Origin of the sequence: Dokdonella koreensis DS-123 (assembly GCF_001632775.1) — a bacterium.
In the GTDB taxonomy this organism is placed as follows: Bacteria; Pseudomonadota; Gammaproteobacteria; order Xanthomonadales; family Rhodanobacteraceae; genus Dokdonella; species Dokdonella koreensis.
The window spans coordinates 498623-515789 of record NZ_CP015249.1 but is presented as its reverse complement, the minus strand read 5'-3'; the positions used below and the strand labels follow the sequence as shown (position 1 = coordinate 515789).

The 17167-nt window shown below is 72.5% G+C and carries 16 protein-coding genes; 12 read left to right on the top strand and 4 right to left on the bottom strand.

Translation table 11 applies throughout. The features are described from left to right. The first annotated feature begins 145 nt into the window (after nucleotides 1-145). The 10 genes from I596_RS02015 to I596_RS01970 all read left to right on the top strand — a co-directional run bounded on the left by I596_RS02015 (nucleotide 146) and on the right by I596_RS01970 (nucleotide 11573). Nucleotides 146-424 carry a helix-turn-helix domain-containing protein gene (locus tag I596_RS02015; RefSeq protein WP_067643448.1) on the top strand — a complete coding sequence of 93 codons (279 nt, stop codon included), beginning with the start codon at nucleotides 146-148 and terminating at the stop codon, nucleotides 422-424. A gap of 74 nt (nucleotides 425-498) precedes the next feature. Continuing rightward, nucleotides 499-2073, top strand: coding sequence for a bifunctional phosphoribosylaminoimidazolecarboxamide formyltransferase/IMP cyclohydrolase (purH, locus tag I596_RS02010; protein WP_223303899.1), 1575 nt, complete (start codon nucleotides 499-501; stop codon nucleotides 2071-2073). Between the two features lie 301 nt (nucleotides 2074-2374). Next, nucleotides 2375-3070, top strand: coding sequence for a TorF family putative porin (locus tag I596_RS02005; protein ID WP_067643442.1), 696 nt, complete (start codon nucleotides 2375-2377; stop codon nucleotides 3068-3070). An 11-nt stretch (nucleotides 3071-3081) separates the two neighbouring features. Next, a complete protein-coding gene (locus I596_RS02000) occupies nucleotides 3082-3174 on the top strand; it encodes a potassium-transporting system small peptide KdpF (RefSeq protein ID WP_067643439.1) in 93 nt (30 codons plus the stop codon). 13 nt (nucleotides 3175-3187) lie between these two features. Further along, nucleotides 3188-4903, top strand: a complete 1716-nt coding sequence (gene kdpA / locus I596_RS01995; protein WP_067643436.1) for a potassium-transporting ATPase subunit KdpA — start codon at nucleotides 3188-3190, stop codon at nucleotides 4901-4903. 54 nt (nucleotides 4904-4957) lie between these two features. Then, complete coding sequence (gene kdpB / locus I596_RS01990; protein ID WP_067643433.1) at nucleotides 4958-7012, top strand: potassium-transporting ATPase subunit KdpB; 2055 nt, start codon at nucleotides 4958-4960, stop codon at nucleotides 7010-7012. Nucleotides 7013-7022: 10 nt separating this feature from the next. After that, nucleotides 7023-7667 (top strand): potassium-transporting ATPase subunit KdpC, encoded by a 645-nt coding sequence (gene kdpC / locus I596_RS01985; RefSeq protein ID WP_067643431.1) that lies wholly within the window; start codon nucleotides 7023-7025, stop codon nucleotides 7665-7667. Nucleotides 7668-7671: 4 nt separating this feature from the next. Then, on the top strand, nucleotides 7672-10353 hold the full coding sequence (locus I596_RS01980; RefSeq protein WP_067643427.1) for a sensor histidine kinase: 2682 nt from the start codon (nucleotides 7672-7674) through the stop codon (nucleotides 10351-10353). Next, complete coding sequence (locus I596_RS01975; protein WP_067643424.1) at nucleotides 10340-11065, top strand: response regulator; 726 nt, start codon at nucleotides 10340-10342, stop codon at nucleotides 11063-11065. Before I596_RS01980 ends, I596_RS01975 begins: the two co-directional genes overlap by 14 nt. A gap of 70 nt (nucleotides 11066-11135) precedes the next feature. After that, nucleotides 11136-11573: a GNAT family N-acetyltransferase gene (locus tag I596_RS01970; protein ID WP_067643421.1), complete on the top strand. Its 438-nt coding sequence runs from the start codon at nucleotides 11136-11138 to the stop codon at nucleotides 11571-11573. Between the two features lie 57 nt (nucleotides 11574-11630). Here I596_RS01970 and I596_RS01965 read toward each other — a convergent pair whose 3' ends face one another. The 4 genes from I596_RS01965 to I596_RS01950 all read right to left on the bottom strand — a co-directional run bounded on the left by I596_RS01965 (nucleotide 11631) and on the right by I596_RS01950 (nucleotide 15916). Then, nucleotides 11631-12167, bottom strand: coding sequence for a hypothetical protein (locus tag I596_RS01965; RefSeq protein WP_067643418.1), 537 nt, complete (start codon nucleotides 12165-12167; stop codon nucleotides 11631-11633). Nucleotides 12168-12314: 147 nt separating this feature from the next. Next, the gene (locus tag I596_RS01960; protein WP_067643415.1) at nucleotides 12315-12875 is read right to left on the bottom strand and encodes a DUF924 family protein; all 561 of its coding nucleotides are present in this window, start codon (nucleotides 12873-12875) and stop codon (nucleotides 12315-12317) included. Then, nucleotides 12872-14713 (bottom strand): monovalent cation:proton antiporter-2 (CPA2) family protein, encoded by a 1842-nt coding sequence (locus I596_RS01955; protein ID WP_067643412.1) that lies wholly within the window; start codon nucleotides 14711-14713, stop codon nucleotides 12872-12874. The genes I596_RS01960 and I596_RS01955 overlap by 4 nt, the downstream gene beginning before the upstream one ends. Nucleotides 14714-14794: 81 nt before the next feature. Then, nucleotides 14795-15916 carry an AI-2E family transporter gene (locus tag I596_RS01950; RefSeq protein ID WP_190278962.1) on the bottom strand — a complete coding sequence of 374 codons (1122 nt, stop codon included), beginning with the start codon at nucleotides 15914-15916 and terminating at the stop codon, nucleotides 14795-14797. A gap of 178 nt (nucleotides 15917-16094) precedes the next feature. On the opposite strand from I596_RS01950, the gene I596_RS01945 reads away from it, so the two are divergent. Together I596_RS01945 and I596_RS01940 are read left to right on the top strand one after the other, a co-directional pair. Next, a complete protein-coding gene (locus tag I596_RS01945) occupies nucleotides 16095-16385 on the top strand; it encodes a hypothetical protein (protein WP_067643409.1) in 291 nt (96 codons plus the stop codon). 60 nt (nucleotides 16386-16445) lie between these two features. After that, a complete protein-coding gene (locus I596_RS01940) occupies nucleotides 16446-17159 on the top strand; it encodes an extensin-like domain-containing protein (protein ID WP_067643406.1) in 714 nt (237 codons plus the stop codon). Nucleotides 17160-17167 lie beyond the last annotated feature (8 nt).

The following is a 17167-nucleotide window of genomic DNA, read 5'->3' as shown; positions in this document are numbered from 1 at the left end:
GGGACGGTCGGAACCGGCAGCGGGACTTACCAAGGCAGGCGCCAGGCGCTAGAATCCCCGCCCCGTACGCGGTGCGATTTCCTCCGGGGTCGTGCTTCGGCGGTGCCAAGGATGTTCCGTTTCATTGTCTCCAGGGTCTGCCGCCGTGAATGCCGTCTCCGTCCTGCGTGTCGAAACGACGCCGGGTTCCTCTCTGCAGCCGGCGCTGCGCGAATGTGTCGCGCGTGCCGTGCGACGCTACCTCTCCGATGTCGATGCCCAGCCCAGTGAAGGGCTGCACGAGCTGGTGCTGCGCGAGGTGGAGATTCCGCTGCTGCACGAGGTCATGGCCTGCTACGGCGGCAACCAGAGCAAGGCGGCCGCCGCGCTCGGCATCAACCGCGCGACCCTGCGCAAGAAGCTGCAGCAGTACGGCATGAGCTGAGCGGCCCTCGGGCCGCACGCAGCGGGAGACGCGCCGCTATAATGCGCGCCCCCTTTTCCGCCCGGGATGCTGCCGTGTCCGACCCTTCCGCCGCGCCCGTACGGCGCGCGCTGCTCAGCGTTTCCGACAAGACCGGCCTGATCGATCTCGCCCGCGGCCTGGCCGCGCGCGGCGTCGAGCTGCTGTCCACCGGCGGCACCGCCCGTGCGCTGCGCGAGGCGGGACTTGCGGTGCGCGACGTCAGCGAACTCACCGGCTTCCCGGAAATCATGGACGGCCGCGTCAAGACGCTGCACCCGAAAGTCCACGGCGGCCTGCTCGGACGCCGCGGCACCGACGATGCGGTGATGGCCGAGCACGGCATCGCCCCGATCGACCTGCTGGTGCTGAACCTCTATCCGTTCGAGCGCGTCTCGGCCGATCCGGCCAGCAGCTTCGAGACGGTCGTCGAGAACATCGACATCGGCGGCCCGGCGATGCTGCGCGCGGCGGCGAAGAACTTCGCGCACGTCGCGGTGGCCACCGACCCGGCGCAATACCCCGCCCTGCTCGCCGAACTCGACGCCGCCGGCGGCGCGCTGTCGGCCGGGACGCGCTTCGCGCTCGCGGTGGCTGCGTTCAATCGCGTCGCGCAGTACGACGCGGCGATCGCCAACCACCTGTCCTCGATCAACGAGGCCGGCGGCCGCGACGCCTTCCCGACGCAGCAGAACGGCAATTTCGTCAAGGTCATGGACCTGCGCTACGGCGAGAACCCGCACCAGCAGGCGGCGTTCTACCGCGACCTGTGGCCGGTGCCGGGCACGCTGGCGACGCTGCGGCAGCTGCAGGGCAAGGAACTGAGCTACAACAACCTCGCCGATGCCGACGCCGCCTGGGAATGCGTGCGCCAGTTCGAGGCGCCGGCCTGCGTCATCGTCAAGCACGCCAATCCCTGTGGCGTCGCCCAGGCGCCGTCGATCGGCGAGGCCTACGAACAGGCCTATGCCACCGACGCGACGTCCGCCTTCGGCGGCATCATCGCGTTCAACCGGCCGCTCGACGCAGCCACCGCCAAGACGATCCTCGACCGCCAGTTCGTCGAAGTGCTGATCGCGCCGGCGGTGGACGCCGCCGCGCTCGCGCTCTGCGCGAAGAAGCCGAACGTGCGCGTCATCACCATCGCCCACGGCGAGGGCCGCAACAACGTCGACGTCAAGCGCGTGGGCTCGGGCCTGCTGATGCAGACCGCCGACGTGCGCGAGGTGCAGCGCAGCGAGCTGCGCACGGTCACGCGGCGCGCGCCGACGGCGGCCGAGACCGACGACCTGCTGTTCGCCTGGCGCGTCGCCAAGTTCGTCAAGTCCAATGCGATCGTCTACGCGCGCGGGCAGCACACCGTCGGCATCGGCGCCGGCCAGATGAGCCGCGTCGTCAGCGCCCGCATCGCCGCGCTCAAGGCCGAGGAGGCCGGCATCGCGGTACCCGGCAGCGTCATGGCCAGCGATGCGTTCTTCCCGTTCCGCGACGGCATCGACGCCGCGGCCGCGGCCGGCATCGTGGCGGTGATCCAGCCGGGTGGCTCGATGCGCGACGAGGAAGTGATCGCCGCGGCCGACGAGGCCGGCATCGCGATGGTGTTCACCGGCGTGCGCCACTTCCGCCACTGACACTTCCGCCACTGCGGCGCGGCGCCCCGGCGAGGGGCGCCACGCACGCGGCGCCAGGTCCCGTGCGGCGCGAGCGATCCACGCGCACGTGAGAGCCCTGCGGCGGTAGCGCCGGCCGCACCATCACCGCCGCGGTGATCCGCGCCGTCGCGTATCGCCCGGCATTCCACCGCCGTCCCCGCGCGGGCGCATCGGTTACGCCGAATTTACGGCGCGGCGCCGGCACCGGCATGGTGCCTTTACGGGCCTCGCACCGACACTGACGCCGTGGCCATCCGGCCATGTCGACTGCGATCGGTCCATGTCCTTTTCTCTACTCCGGCGGCAGCGCGTACTGGCCGCCGTCCTGCTCGTCCCGGCGTCGGCCCCGGCCCTGGCCTTCACGTTCGGTGGCAACGCGGCGCTGACCAGCGACTACGTCTGGCGCGGAACCTCGCAGACCCAGGGCGACCCGGCCGTGCAGGCCGGCTTGCGCCTGGCCGGCGACGGCGGCTGGTACGCCTCGCTGTGGGGTTCCAACGTCGAGTTCGCCCCGGAAACCCATGCCAGCAGCGAGTTCGACGCCGTCGTCGGCTGGAGCGGCGCACTGGCCGCGGACTGGGCGCTGGACGTCAACCTGACCCACTACCGCTACCCCTCGACCACGCTCGACCTGAACTGGACCGAGGCCAATGCGACGCTGACCTGGCGCGGGATCGGGTGGCTGCAGGTGGCGCGCTCGAACGACGCGCTGGCGAGCGGCGACGCCGGCACCTACCTGCAGCTCGGCGCGCGCTGGCCGCTGGCCGAGACCTTCCGCCTGGAGGCGGCCGCGGGCTGGTACGACCTGGACGCCTACGACGACGGCTACGCGCACGGCCTGCTGAGCGCGGTGTGGGCGTTCAAGGCGCCGTTCGAGCTGCGCCTCAGCGCGCACGCCACCGACACGGCGGCCAAGCGCCTGTTTCCCGACCTTGCCGGCACGCGCATCGAAGCGGCCGTGCAGGCCACCTTCTGAAGGACACGACGATGGCCGACTGGCTGGCGGTTGTCTGCGGCATCGCGGTGATCCTGGCGGCGACCTATCTGCTGCTGGTGATCCTGCGACCCCACACGTTCTGAGCGAGATCCGATCATGATCGAAGCCCTGCTCGTCTTCGCGCTCGCGCTTGGCCTCGGCTGGCCGCTCGGGCGCTACCTCGCCGCCGTGATGCGCGGCGGCCCGCTGCCCGGCGACCGCGTGTTCGGCTGGATCGAGCGGCCGCTCTACGCGGCGCTCGGCACCGACCCGCGCCACGGTATGAGCTGGCGCGGCTACGCGCTCGCGTTCCTGGTCAGCAACCTGGCGGTCGGCCTGCCGACCTGGCTGATCTTCATGACCCAGGCGTGGCTGCCGCTCAACCCGGACGGCATTCCCAACCTGCGCTGGGACACGGCGCTGCACACGATGGTGTCGTTCCTGACCAACACCAACCAGCAGCACTACTCGGGCCAGGCGCAGCTGTCGTACCTGTCGCAGATGACCGGCATCGTCGGCCTGCAGGTGGTGACGCCGATGATGGGCCTGGCCCTGGTGGCGGCGACGCTGCGCGCCCTGTTCGGCGGCCGTGCGGCCGATGGCGCGGCGCGCGGCGGGAATGCCGGCGACCGTCCCGAGGTCGACGTCGGCAACTACTGGGCCGACGTGATCCGCCCGACGGTGCGCTTCATGCTGCCGCTGTGCCTGGCCTGGTCGCTGCTGCTGACCAGCCAGGGCGTGCCGTCGACCCTGGCGGCCGGGCCGGTCGCGACGCCGATCGACGCCAGCGCCGGCATGGCCGCCCAGAAGATACCGCTCGGCCCGGTGGCGCCGATGGTCGCCGCCAAGCAGCTCGGCTCCAACGGCGGCGGCTGGTACGGCCCCAACAGCGCGTTCCCGCTGGAGAACCCGACACCGCTGTCGAACCTGATCGAGCTGCTCGGCATCGTGCTGATCCCGGTCTCGATCGTCTTCATGGTCGGTCCGTTCACCGGCCGGCGGAAATTCACCGGCCTGGTGCTCGGCTGCATGCTGCTGATGTCGGCCGCCTCCACCGGCGCCGCGTTCTGGTCCGAGGCGCACTCGGCCACGCGCGCCGATGCCGCACTGATGGAAGGCAAGGAAACGCGGCTGGGCGCCGAATCCTCGGCGCTGTGGTCCACGCTGACGACCCAGGTCAACAACGGCTCGGTCGACGCCATGCACGACTCGCTGGCGCCGCTGACCGGGCTGGTGGCGCTGGCCAACATGCTGGTCAACGCGATCTGGGGCGGCGTCGGCTGCGGCCTGCAGCAGTTCCTGGTCTACCTGCTGCTCAGCGTGTTCCTGGCCGGCCTGATGACCGGGCGCACACCGGAGCTGTTCGGCCGCAAGATCGAGGCCGGCGAAGTCCGCCTGCTGGCGCTGCTGATCCTGCTGCAGCCGCTGGTGGTGCTCGGCCTGACCGCGCTGACGCTGGCGGTGCCGGCGATCACCGGCAATTCCAATCCCGGCTTCCACGGCGTCAGCCAGGTGCTCTACGAGTACGCCTCGGCGTTCGCCAACAACGGCTCGGGCTTCGAGGGCCTGGGCGATGCGACGCCCTGGTGGAACCTCAGCTGCGTGCTGGTGCTGCTGCTCGGCCGCTATCCGGCACTGATCGTGCCGCTGGTGGTGGCCGCCCGCCTCGCCCGCAAGCGGCCCTCGCCCGAGTCGGCCGGCACGCTGCAGGTGGAGACCCCCACCTTCGCGCTGACCGTGGTGGCGGTGATCGTCATTCTCACGCTGCTGCAGTTCATGCCGGCCCTGGTGCTGGGACCGATCGCCGACCACCTGGCGCTCGCCCCCGCCTGACCACGCCCGCAGCACGCCCCCCGAGCCCCTCATCCGTTACCGAGCCCCGCAGCCATGACCGGCCTTTCCTCCTCCGCCATACCTCCCCGCCGCCACCGGGCCCTGCTCGACGCGGCCGGCCTGCGCGCCGCCGTGCGTGATGCCTTCGTCAAGCTGTCGCCGCAGCACCTGGTCAGGAGCCCGGTGATGGCGATCGTCTTCGCCGGCACGCTGCTGGCGGCGCTGATCACGCTCGGCGGCCAGGCGACGCCCGGCTTCGGCTGGGCGGTGACCGCGATCCTGTTCGTCACGGTGCTGTTCGGCAACTTCGCCGAGGCGGTCGCCGAAGCACGCGGCCGCGGCCAGGCCGCCGCGCTGCGGCGCGCGCGCAGCGACCTGATCGCACGCCGCATCGGCCCGGCCGGCGAGGAGACACGCATCGCCGCCGCCGCGCTGCGGCCCGGCGATGCGGTGATCGTCAGCGCCGGCGAGTTCATCCCGGCCGACGGCGAGATCGTCGAGGGCGTCGCGACGATCAACGAATCGGCCGTCACCGGCGAATCGGCACCGGTACTGCGCGAGGCCGGCACCGACCGCTCGGGCGTGATCGGCGGCACCAAGGTGCTGTCCGACCGGATCGTCGTGCGCATCACCGCCGAGCCCGGCCACAGCTTCCTCGACCGCATGATCGCGCTGGTCGAGGGCGCCAACCGGCAGAAGACGCCGAACGAGGTCGCGCTGACGATGCTGCTGGCGGCGATGACGCTGACGTTCCTGATCGTCGTGGCCACCCTGCCGGCGATCGGCGCCTTCGTCGGCGTGAAGGTGGACGTGCTGCTGCTGATCGCGCTGCTGGTCTGCCTGATCCCGACCACGATCGGCGGCCTGCTGCCGGCCATCGGCATCGCCGGCATGAACCGGGCGCTGGCGGCCAACGTGCTGGCCAAGTCCGGCAAGGCGGTGGAGGTGGCCGGCGACGTCGACGTGCTGCTGCTCGACAAGACCGGCACGATCACCTTCGGCGACCGCCAGGCCACCGCGTTCCATCCGCTGGCCGGCGTGGAGCTGCGCACGCTGCGTGATGCGGCCCTGCTCGCCTCGCTGGCCGACCCGACGCCCGAGGGCAAGTCGATCGTGCGGCTGGCGCGCCAGCAGGGCAGCGCGATCGACGAACCGGCGCAGGCGCACTACCTCGCGTTCAGTGCGGCCACGCGCATGTCCGGCGTCGACATCGCCGGTGCCGACGGCGCGCGCGCGATCCGCAAGGGCGCCGCCGACGCGATCGCGCGCAACGTCGCCGCGTTCGGCGGCAGCGCGCCGAACGAACTGGACGCCCGCGTCGCGCAGGTCGCGCGTGGCGGCGCCACGCCGCTGGTCGTCTCCGAGGGCCGCCACGTGCTCGGCGTGGTCGAGCTGTCGGACGTGGTCAAGCACGGCATCCGCGAGCGCTTCGCCCAGCTGCGTGCGATGGGCGTGCGCACCGTCATGATCACCGGCGACAACCCGCTGACCGCGGCGGCGATCGCCGCCGAGGCCGGCGTCGACGACTTCATCGCCGAGGCGCGGCCGGAGGACAAGCTGGCGCGGATCCGTGCCGAGCAGGCCGCCGGGCGCCTGGTCGCGATGGTCGGCGACGGCACCAACGACGCGCCCGCGCTGGCGCAGGCGGACGTCGGCCTGGCGATGAACTCCGGCACGCAGGCGGCCAAGGAGGCCGGCAACATGGTCGATCTGGATTCCGATCCGGCCAAGCTGCTGGCCGTGGTCGAGGTCGGCAAGCAGCAGCTGATCACGCGCGGCGCGCTGACCACGTTCTCGCTCGCCAACGACGTCGCCAAGTATTTCGCGATCCTGCCGGCGCTGTTCGCCGCGGCGATCCCGCAGATGGCCGTGCTGGACGTCATGCGCCTGTCCAGCCCGGCCAACGCGGTGCTGGCCGCACTGATCTTCAACGCGCTGATCATCCCGGCGCTGATCCCGCTGGCGCTGCGCGGCGTGCGCTTCCATCCGGCCGGCGCCACCGCGCTGCTGCGCCGGAACCTGCTGATCTACGGTGCCGGCGGCGTGCTGCTGCCGTTCGCCGGCATCAAGCTGATCGACCTGCTGCTCGCCGCCACCGTCGGCGCCTGAGGATCCCACGATGAATGCCGCTTCCCCTACCGCCTTCCCAGCCGACCACGGCCTCGTCCGTGCCGGCGTGGTGCTCGCCGTCATCATCCTGCTCGGCCTGGGCCTGGCCTATGCGCTGGCCGGCGCGGCGCTCGGCCGCCTGGCGTTCCCCGAGGCCGCCGGCGGCAGCCCGGTCGTGCGTGACGGCCATGTCGTCGGCTCGGCACTGCTGGCGCAGCCGTTCGCCGACCCACGCTACTTCAGCCCGCGCCCGTCCGCTGCCGGCTACGACCCGATGGCCGCCGCCGGCAGCAACCAGGCGCGCACGAATCCGGACCTGCGCCGGCGCCTGGCCGAGGCCACCGCCGCCGTCGCGGCGCGCGAGGGCGTGGCCGCCGCCGAGGTGCCGCCGGAACTCGTGACCCAGTCCGGCAGCGGCCTGGACCCGCACATCAGCCCGGCAGCGGCGCGGATCCAGATGGCGCGCGTCGCCGCCGCGCGCGGCCTGGACCCGGCCATCGTCGCGCGCCTGCTCGCCGAACGGACCGAGGCGCCGCAGTTCGGCCTGCTCGGCCAGCCGCGGATCAACGTGCTGCAGCTGAACCTGGCCCTCGATGCCCTCCCGGCGCGCATACCCGCCGGCAGCGCGCCGCCACCGCGAAGCGGCGCACAATAGCCCGATGGGTGACCCGCGCAACCGACGCGCCGACGCGCTGATCGGCGAACTGCGCCGCGAAGGCGGCGGCCGGCTGACCGTGTTCCTGGGCGCGGCGCCCGGCGTCGGCAAGACCTACGCGATGCTGTCACGTGCGCGCGAACTGCGCCGGCGCGGCGTGGACCTGGTGGTCGGCCTGGTCGAGACGCACGGCCGCAGCGAGACCGCGGCGCTGACCGAAGGGCTGGAAGTGCTGCCGCGGCGGCAGGCCCCGTACCAGGGCCGGCTGATCGAGGAGATGGATCTGGACGCCCTGCTCGCGCGGCGGCCGCAGCTGGCCCTGGTCGACGAGCTGGCGCACCGCAACGCGCCGGGCAGCCGCCACGAGCGGCGCTGGCAGGACGTCGCCGAACTGCTCGACGCCGGCATCGACGTCTACACCACGGTCAACATCCAGCACCTGGAAAGCCTCAACGACCTGGTCCACGGCATCACCGGCGTGCGCGTCGCCGAGACCGTTCCCGATGCCGTGTTCGACCGCCTGCGCGACATCGTGCTGGTGGACCTGCCGCCGCGCGAGCTGATCGAGCGCCTCAAGCAGGGCAAGGTCTACGTGCCCGAGCAGGCGGCGCAGGCGCTGCAGGCGTTCTTCTCGCCGTCCAACCTGACTGCATTGCGCGAGCTGGCGATGCAGACCGCCGCCGACCGCGTCGACAGCGACCTGCGCGAGACGCAGGCGGCACGCGGCCTGCCCGGCATCGCGCTGCGCCGGCGCGTGCTGGTCGCGATCGACGGCCACGGCCGCTCCGAGTACCTGGTCCGCATCGGGCGCCGCCTGGCCGAACGCCGCGATGCGCCGTGGTCGGTCGTCAACGTGCAGGCCGGGCCGGTGGCCGATCCGGCGGTGCAGCTGGAGCTGGACCGCGCGTTCGCGCTGGCGCGCACGCTCGGCGCCGAGACCCAGGTGCTGCACGGGCCCGGCATCGTCGATGCCCTGCTCGACCATGCCGCGCACAACGGCGTGTCCTCGATCGTGCTGGGCCGCACGCGCGAGCGGCCGGTCGCGCGGCTGTTCAATCGCACGCTGACGCAACAGTTGCTGCAGCACGGCGCGCACTACGACCTGACCATCATCAATGCCCCAGGGGCACGCGCGCGTTCGCGCCGGCGCGCGCGGACGGCCGGCGCCGGTCTGGCCAGGACCGAGCCGCTGCTGGTCGCGATCGCGACCGCGCTGGCGGTGGCGATCGCCGCCGTCGCCGAGCGCTGGCTGGGCCTGGAAGACCTGTCGATGGTCTTCATCGTCGCCGTGGTGCTGGTCGCCTCGCGCACGCGGATGATCGCCGCGGTCGCCACCGCGGTGCTGTGCTTCCTCGCCTACAACCTGTTCTTCATCGAGCCGCGTTTCACGCTGTACATCGGCGCGCGCCAGGGCATCGTGACGGTGCTGCTGTTCCTCGGCGCCGCGCTGATCGCCGGCCGGCTGGCCTCGCGGCTGCGCATGCAGGTCCTGGCGCTGCGCGCCGCCAATGCGCATGCGACGGTGCTGCAGGCGTTCGGACGGCAGCTGGCGGCCGCCACCGACCTGGACGGCGTCGTGCGCGCCGGGCGCCAGGCACTGGAGAGCGCGTTCGACGGCACGGCCTGGATCGTCGTGGACGCCCCGCCCACCGGCGGCGCCAGCGCCGAGGCGCGCTCGCCGGAGGCTGCCATCGATGACCTGGACCGCGCGGCCGCGGAGTGGACGCGACGCCACCGGCAACCGGCCGGACGCCATACCGACACCCTGGCCGGCTCGGCCTGGTGGTTCCTGCCGATCGCCGCCGACCGCGCGCTGATCGGCGTGGCCGGCCTGCGCCTGGCGCCGGCGACGACGCGGCTCGGCGTGGAGCAGCGGCGGCTGGCCGAAGCGATGGTCGACGACCTCGGCCAGGCCGTGCTGCGCACGCGCCTGGGCGCCGATCTCGAGCAGGCACGCGTCGGCGCCGAGACCGAACGCCTGCGCTCGGCCCTGCTCAGCTCGGTCTCGCACGACCTGCGCTCGCCGCTCTCGGCGATGATCGGCGCCGCCGACAGCCTGGCCAGCTACGGCGAGGCGATCGGCGCCGGCGACCGTGCCGCGCTGCTGGAGACGATCCGCCTCGAAGGCGAACGCCTGGACCGCTACATCCAGAACCTGCTGGACATGACGCGCCTGGGCCACGCCGGGCTGCGCCTCAACCGCGACTGGATCGGCATCGACGAGCTGGTCGGATCGGCCACCGGGCGCCTGCAGCGCTACCAGCCGGACGTGCGCTTCGGCATCGACATCGCGCCGGACATCGGCCCGCTGTGGGTCCATCCGGCGCTGGTCGAGCAGGCGCTGTTCAACGTGATCGAGAACGCGGCGCGCTTCTCGCCGCCGGGCCAGGCCGTGACGATCGCCGCGGGTACCGATGCGGAAGGCCGCCTGCACATCGACATCGGCGACCGCGGCCCCGGCATCCCGGAAGCCGAGCGCACGCGCATCTTCGACATGTTCTACAGCGTCGAGCGCGGCGACCGCGGCCGCCAGGGCACCGGCCTGGGCCTGGCGATCAGCCAGGGCATCGTCGGTGCGCATGGCGGCAGCATCGAGGCCTTGCCGGGTGCCGATGGCGCCGGCACCACGATCCGCATTACGCTGCCGCGCAACGAACCGCCCGGTCCCACCGGTGAGCCCGACTGACGCCACGCCGCCTGCCTTCGACTCGGCACCGCCGCCGCGCGTGCTGGTGATCGACGACGAGCCGCAGATCCGCCGCTTCCTCGACATCAGCCTGCGTGCGCAGCGCTATCGCGTGCTGCTGGCGGCGACCGGCGCCGAAGGCCTGGCGCTGCTGGCCAGCCAGGGCGCGGAGCTGGTCGTGCTCGACCTCGGCCTGCCCGACCGCGACGGCCAGGACGTCCTGCGCGACCTGCGCCAGTGGTCGGCGGTGCCGGTGATCGTGCTGACCGTGCGCGCCGACGAAGCCGGCAAGGTCGCCGCGCTCGACGCCGGCGCCAACGACTACGTGACCAAGCCGTTCGGCATCCAGGAGCTGATGGCGCGCATCCGCGTACTGCTGCGCGGCCACGCCAGCGGCGGCGGCCCGGTGCCGGTGTTCGACGACGGCCGCCTGCGCATCGACCTGGCGCACCGCGACGTGCGCCTGGACGGCACCGCGCTCGCCCTCAGCCGCAAGGAATTCGCGCTGCTGGCGCTGCTGGTCGGCCACGCCGGCCGCGTCGTCACGCAGCCGCAGCTGCTGCGCGAGCTGTGGGGCCCGACACACCAGGACGACACGCACTACCTGCGCATCCTGGTCGGCAAGCTGCGCGCCAAGCTCGGCGACGACGCCAGTGCGCCACGCTACATCGCCACCGAGCCGGGCGTGGGCCTGCGCTTCGTCGGCGGCTGACCCACGCTCGCGGACGGCGGCCGGCGCGGCCTCGTCCCCGCCCTCGAACACCTGTCCAGGAGCACGCCGCATGCCCCCGCCCGATCACTACCACCTCCGGTACGCCGTTCCCGACGTCGCGACCTACCGCCATCTGCGTGCGGCCGCGGGCCTCAGCCCCAAGTCCGCCGAGGCGGCCGCGGCCGGCCTCGCGGGCAGCCTGTTCGCGGTCCAGGTCGTCCACGGCGAGGACGTCGTCGGCATGGGTCGCGTCATCGGCGACGGTGGCTGCTTCTACCAGGTGGTGGACATCGCCGTGCTGCCGGCCCACCAGGGACGCGGCCTCGGCAGGCGCATCGTGCAGGCGATCGCGGACTTCATCGATCGGGAAGTGCCCGCCAGCGCGTACGTCAGCCTGTTCGCCGACGGCACGGCGCAGCACCTCTACGCCCGCTTCGGGTTCGCGGTGACGGCGCCGGCCTCGATCGGCATGGCCCGCGTGAAGGCGGCATCGCCGGCAGCCCCGTAGCGCCCGCGCCGGGCCGCGCGGCGGTCAGCCGCGGGCCCGGCGCGGGCGACTGCGCCATCAATCGCGCTTGGCGTCCTTGGCCATCGCCTCGGCGTCGTCCAGCAGGCGCTTGGCCTGGGCCTTGGCGGCCTCGTGCGCCGCGTTCGCCTGATCCTTGCAGGCGCCCTGCTGGCCGGAGGCCAGCGTGTCGCAGCGTTCCTTGGCGACCTTCAGGTCGGCGTCGATCCTGGCGATCGCCAGGTCGTAGTCGGCCTTGGCCTGCGCCCGGATCGTGTCCGACTCGACGCCGGCGACGTCCTTGCCGGCCGCACGCGCCGCATCCATCGCGTCGCCCTGCGCGGCATTGATCTTCTCGTTGGCCTTGGCGTCCGCCTCGGCGACCTGGGCACGCGCCTCGGCCTGGGCGGCGTCGAGCTTGCGCTGCGCCTCGGCAGCCTGCGCGTCGGCCTGCTGCTGCGCCTTGGCGACCTCCTCGGCGGCCTGCTGGCGCGCCTGGTCGACCTTGCGCTGCGCCTCGGCGGCGGAATCCTGCTGGCTGCACGCACCGAGACCGAGCACCGCCGCCATCGCGGCGACAAGCAACGTATTCTTCATGGGTCGTTCTCCAGTTGGGGCGGCCCGCACCGGATCCGTTTCGGTTCCCTCGGGCCGTGCGGGCATTGGAGGGCGCCGGTCATGAACGCGCTGTGACGCCCGCCGCCGCCGTTCAGCGGCGAGCGGTATTCGGGCACGCCGCGCGGTTCAGCCGGCGAAGCCGCCCGCGTCGAGGAAGACCTGCTCCTCGGGCGTCGTGGTCCGCGCCAGCAGCGCGTTGCGGTGCGGGAACCGGCCGAAGCGGCGGACGATGTCGCGGTGGCCTTCGGCGTGTGCCAGCGGCTCGGCGCCGAGCGTGCGCATCAGCGCCACCGAGCGATCCTGGTCGGCCAGGTCTTCCGAATGCGCGAACGGCAGGTAGCAGAACAGGCGCAGCTCGGCGTCGATCGCCCGGTCCAGGCCCTGCGCGATGCCGTGGCCGGCCACCTGCCGCGCCAACGGATCGGTCGCATACATGTGCGCGCAGCCGCGGAACACGTTGCGCGGAAACTGGTCGAGCAGGATCAGCAGCGCGAGCACGCCGTCGGCCGTGGCCTTCCAGCCGTCGAACTCGCGCCGCGCCGCCGCGAAATGCGCATCGCCGAAGCGCGCGCCGAAGGCCGCGTCGAACGCGGCGTCCTTCTCGAACCAGCGTTCCGGCCCCGCATCGCGCCAGAAGCCGACGACGTCGGCGCTCGTGGCCGTCGCGGCGGTCGAGCCGCGGCTCATTGCGCCTCTTCCGCCGTCTCGCGCGTCACCGCGGCGGTCTCGGCGGTCAGCGGCCGGGCCTCGCGGCGCGGCGCGGTGAACGGCGTCGGCACCGGCCGCGGTGCATTGCCGAGCATCATCGACCGGCCGGCACGGACGTCGCCGGCGGCCACTTCCAGCTCGAAGCGCTCCGCGTCGCGGCGGCGGACCTCGGCGGCGGTCTCGGCCGCCTCTTCGGCCTCCACGCCGAGTGCGCGCAGCGCCGCCTCGCCGAAGCGCAGCGCCGACTCGAAGGTCTCGCGGATCTGGAAGTCGGCACCCGCGGCGACCAGCTTGGCCGCGTGCTCGCGGTCGTAGGCGCGCACCAGCACGCTGGCGTGCGGGAACTCCTCGCGCACCAGCTCGCAGATCAGCGAGGCCGATTCCTTGTTGTCGACGCAGACCGCGATCGCACGCGCGGTCGGCGCGCCGGACGCGCGCAGCACGTCCAGCCGCGTGCCGTCGCCGTAGTAGACGATGAAGCCGAAGTCGGCCGCGCTGCGGATCATCTCCACGTCGGTGTCGATGATCGTGACCTCGCAGCCGCGCGCCAGCAGGCATTGGCTCATGACCTGGCCGAAGCGCCCGAAGCCGATGACCAGCACCGTGCCGGAGAGGTTCTCGGCGACGTCGATGCCGTCCATCGACTCCACCTTCTTGGGAATCAGCGGACGGATCAGGATCACGAACAGCGGCGTCAGCGCCATCGACAGCACGACGATCGCGGTCAGGTTGGCGTTGACGGTCGCGTCGATCACGTGCGCGGCGGACGCCGCCGCGAACAGCACGAACGCGAACTCGCCGCCCTGCGCCATCAGCACCGCCCGGTCCAGCGCCTCGGCATGGCTGCTGCGCATCACCCGCGCCACGACGTAGATGCACAGCGCCTTGACCAGCATCATCGCCAGCACGCCGGACACGATCAGCGGCCAGTTGCGCGCGACCACGGCCAGGTCCAGCGACATGCCGACGGCGAGGAAGAACAGGCCGAGCAGGATGCCGCGGAACGGTTCGATGTCGGCCTCCAGCTGGTGACGGAACGTCGATTCGGACAGCAGCACACCGGCCAGGAAGGCGCCCATCGCCATCGAAAGGCCGCCCACCTGCATCAGCAGCGCCGCGCCGAGCACCACCAGCAGCGCGGCGGCGGTCATGACCTCGCGCGCCTTGGCCGCCGCCAGGATCCGGAACAGCGGGTTGAGCAGCCAGATGCCGGCGGCGATCAGCCCGGCCAGCGCCGCCACGCCGATGCCGACGCTGAGCCAGCGCGAATCGGCCGCCTGCTCGCGCATGTCCGGCGAGATGAACGCGACCAGGGCCAGCAGCGGCACGATCAGCAGGTCCTCGAACAGCAGGATCGAGACGATCTTCTGGCCGTTCGGCAGCGCGATGTCGCCGCGCTCGCCGAGCAGCTGCATCACGATCGCGGTCGAGGTCAGCACGAAGCCGGCGGCGCCGATGAACGACACCGGCAGCGGGAAGCCGAACGCCAGGCCCACGCCGGTCAGGGCCATCGTGCAGACCGCGATCTGCAGGCTGCCCAGGCCGAAGATCTCCTGGCGCAGGCTCCACAGGTGCGAAGGCCGCATCTCCAGGCCGATCACGAACAGGAACATCACCACGCCCAGTTCGGCCACGTGCAGGATCGCCTGCGGATCGGAGAACCAACCCAGGCCGAACGGGCCGATCAGCAGGCCCGCCGCGAGGTAGCCGAGCACCGAGCCCAGGCCGATGCGCCGGAAGATCGGCACCATGACGACGGCCGCGCCGAGCAGCGCGACCACGTTGACCAGCTCGCTACCCGAAGTCTCTGCCGCCATGACCCGTCACCTGCCGCCGTTGCCGGCGTCCATCGTACAGGGTCGATGGCGGGCCTCGGCAAGACCTGCGGAGCGGCCGGCTCACTTCTCCAGCAGCACGGCGATCTCCTGGAGGCTCTCCACGCGGCTGCAGACGATCTTCAGGCACACCAGCATCGGCACCGCCAGCAGCAGGCCGAGGATGCCCCACAGCCAGCCCCACAGCATCAGCCAGACGATGATCGCCAGCGGATTGAGGTTGACCGTGCGCCCGAGCACCAGCGGCGTGGCGACCTGGCTTTCCAGCGTGTGGAGGCCGAGGTAGCCGGCGGCCGGCAGCAGCGCGGCACCGAGCGCCGGGAACTGCGCCAGCCCGACCAGCGCCAGCACCGCCGCCATCACCAGCGGGCCGACGTAGGGCGTCAGGTTCAGCAGCGCGGCCACCGCGCCCCACAGCAAGGGCGTATCGACGCCCAGCGCCCACAGCAGGCCGGCGGTCGCCACGCCGAGCGCGATGCTGGTCGAGCAGACCGTCAGGAAATAGCGCGAGACGTCGTTCTGGATCGAGCGCACGATGTCCACGGTCAATCGCTTGGCCGCCCAGGTCGGGCGCAGCAGCAGCACCCGGCGCAGCAGGGTGTCGCCGTACAGCAGGAAGAAGTACGTCAGCAGCACCACCGCCAGCACGCTGGCCAGTGCCCGCGGCGTGGCCGCCAGCAGGTTGGCCCGCGCCGGCGCCTGCAGGACCACGCGCGACCGGCGCGCCTCGTCGTCGCCGGCGATCTCGCCGAGCGAGGCGGTCACCTTGCTCGCCTCCTGGAACGGGCGGGTCAGCGCCTTGATCCGCGGCATCGCCTCGCGCAGCACCTGCGGCGCCTGCCCGACCCATTCGGCCGCGGCCGGGTACAGCGCATTGCCGATGCCGCCGAGCACGCCGATGAACAGCGTGATCAGCGCCAGCGCGGCGATCCAGCGCGGCAGCCAGCGCTGCGCCAGGCGCTTCATCAGCGGATTCAGCAGCAGCGCGAAGAACGCCGCCAGCAGGATCGGCAGGATCAGCTCGCTGGCGAAATAGCAGGTGTAGAGGATGCCGCCGGCGACCAGCAGGCCGAGCTGGCGGTGGATGCGCACCCCAAGGTCGAGCTGCGCCTGGCGCGCCGCACGGGCGGCCGGTGCGGCGACAGGCTGCCGGGCTTCGGGAATCGGCTCGATCGTCGGATCCATGGGCGCGCCCCTGTGGCTGTGATCGCGCCATTCTGCGCCAGGAACCGGCACTCCCGGCGCGGCCCGCGGTGCCGGAACGTGTCCCGGTTCAGATACGGCCGTCCGCGCCCCGGCGTGGTTCGGGCGCGATTCGGGCAGGGCGGTATCTACTGGGGTTCCCCGCAGCGAGGAGCCCCCCATGCCGACCCTGCACCTGCGCCTGACCGGCGGCGACGACGACGCCCGCACGCTGATCAACCTGCTGACCTCGCTCGACGGCATCGAGCACGTCGAGGAAGTGGACGACCTGATGCCGCACATGGACGATGAGGATTCCAGTTCCGCCGGTCTGACCGACGACATCGGCCCCGGCTTCCACGCGATCGAGGTGGAGGCGCCCAACGACACCACCGCACGGCGCGCACGCGAAGCCGCCGAGGCGCTGGCGCGCGACCTGGGCGTGGCGCTGGAGATCGTCGACGAGCCCTGAGCGGAATCGGCGCATGCGCGCATCGCCGGCACCGCCCCGCACCGCAGCCGGTCGCGGCCGATGAAGGCCGGCCGCCGGCCGCTGCGCGGGCTGCTGCTGGCCCTGGCCGTCGCGATCGCGGCCCTGGCCTATGCGCTCGGGCAGGGGCACCTGCGCATCGAGGACCGCTGGAAGCCTTGGACGCCGCTGCGCATCGACGACCGGCCGAACCTGCTGACGCCGCTCAAGCTGCGCCGCCTCGCACACGACGCACCGCTGTGCCGCGCGGTGCTGGCGACTACCGGCTTTCGCTACACCGCCCTGCCCGACCGCGAGACCGGTCCCGGCTGCGGCTTCGACAACGCCGTGCAGATCCGCGCCACCGGCGTCGCCGTCGGCGCACCGTTCTCGCTGAGCTGCCGCGCCGCGGTGTCGCTGGCACTGTGGGAGCGCCACAGCCTGCAGCCCGAGGCCCGCGCGCGTCTCGGCCAGCCGGTCGCCCGCATCGAGCACTTCGGCAGCTACGCTTGCCGCAACGTCTACGGCCGGCCCGACGCGCGCCGCAGCCGCCATGCCACCGCCGACGCGTTCGACGTCGCCGGCTTCGTGCTCGCCGACGGCCGGCGCATCCGCGTACGCGGCGACTGGGACGGTGACTCGGCCGAGGCCCGGTTCCTGCACGCGGTCCATCGCGGCGCCTGCCGCTGGTTCGATACCGTGCTCGGGCCCGACTACAACGCGGCCCATGCCGATCACCTGCACCTGGACCGCGGCCGCTTCGGGCTGTGCCGCTGAACGGCCCG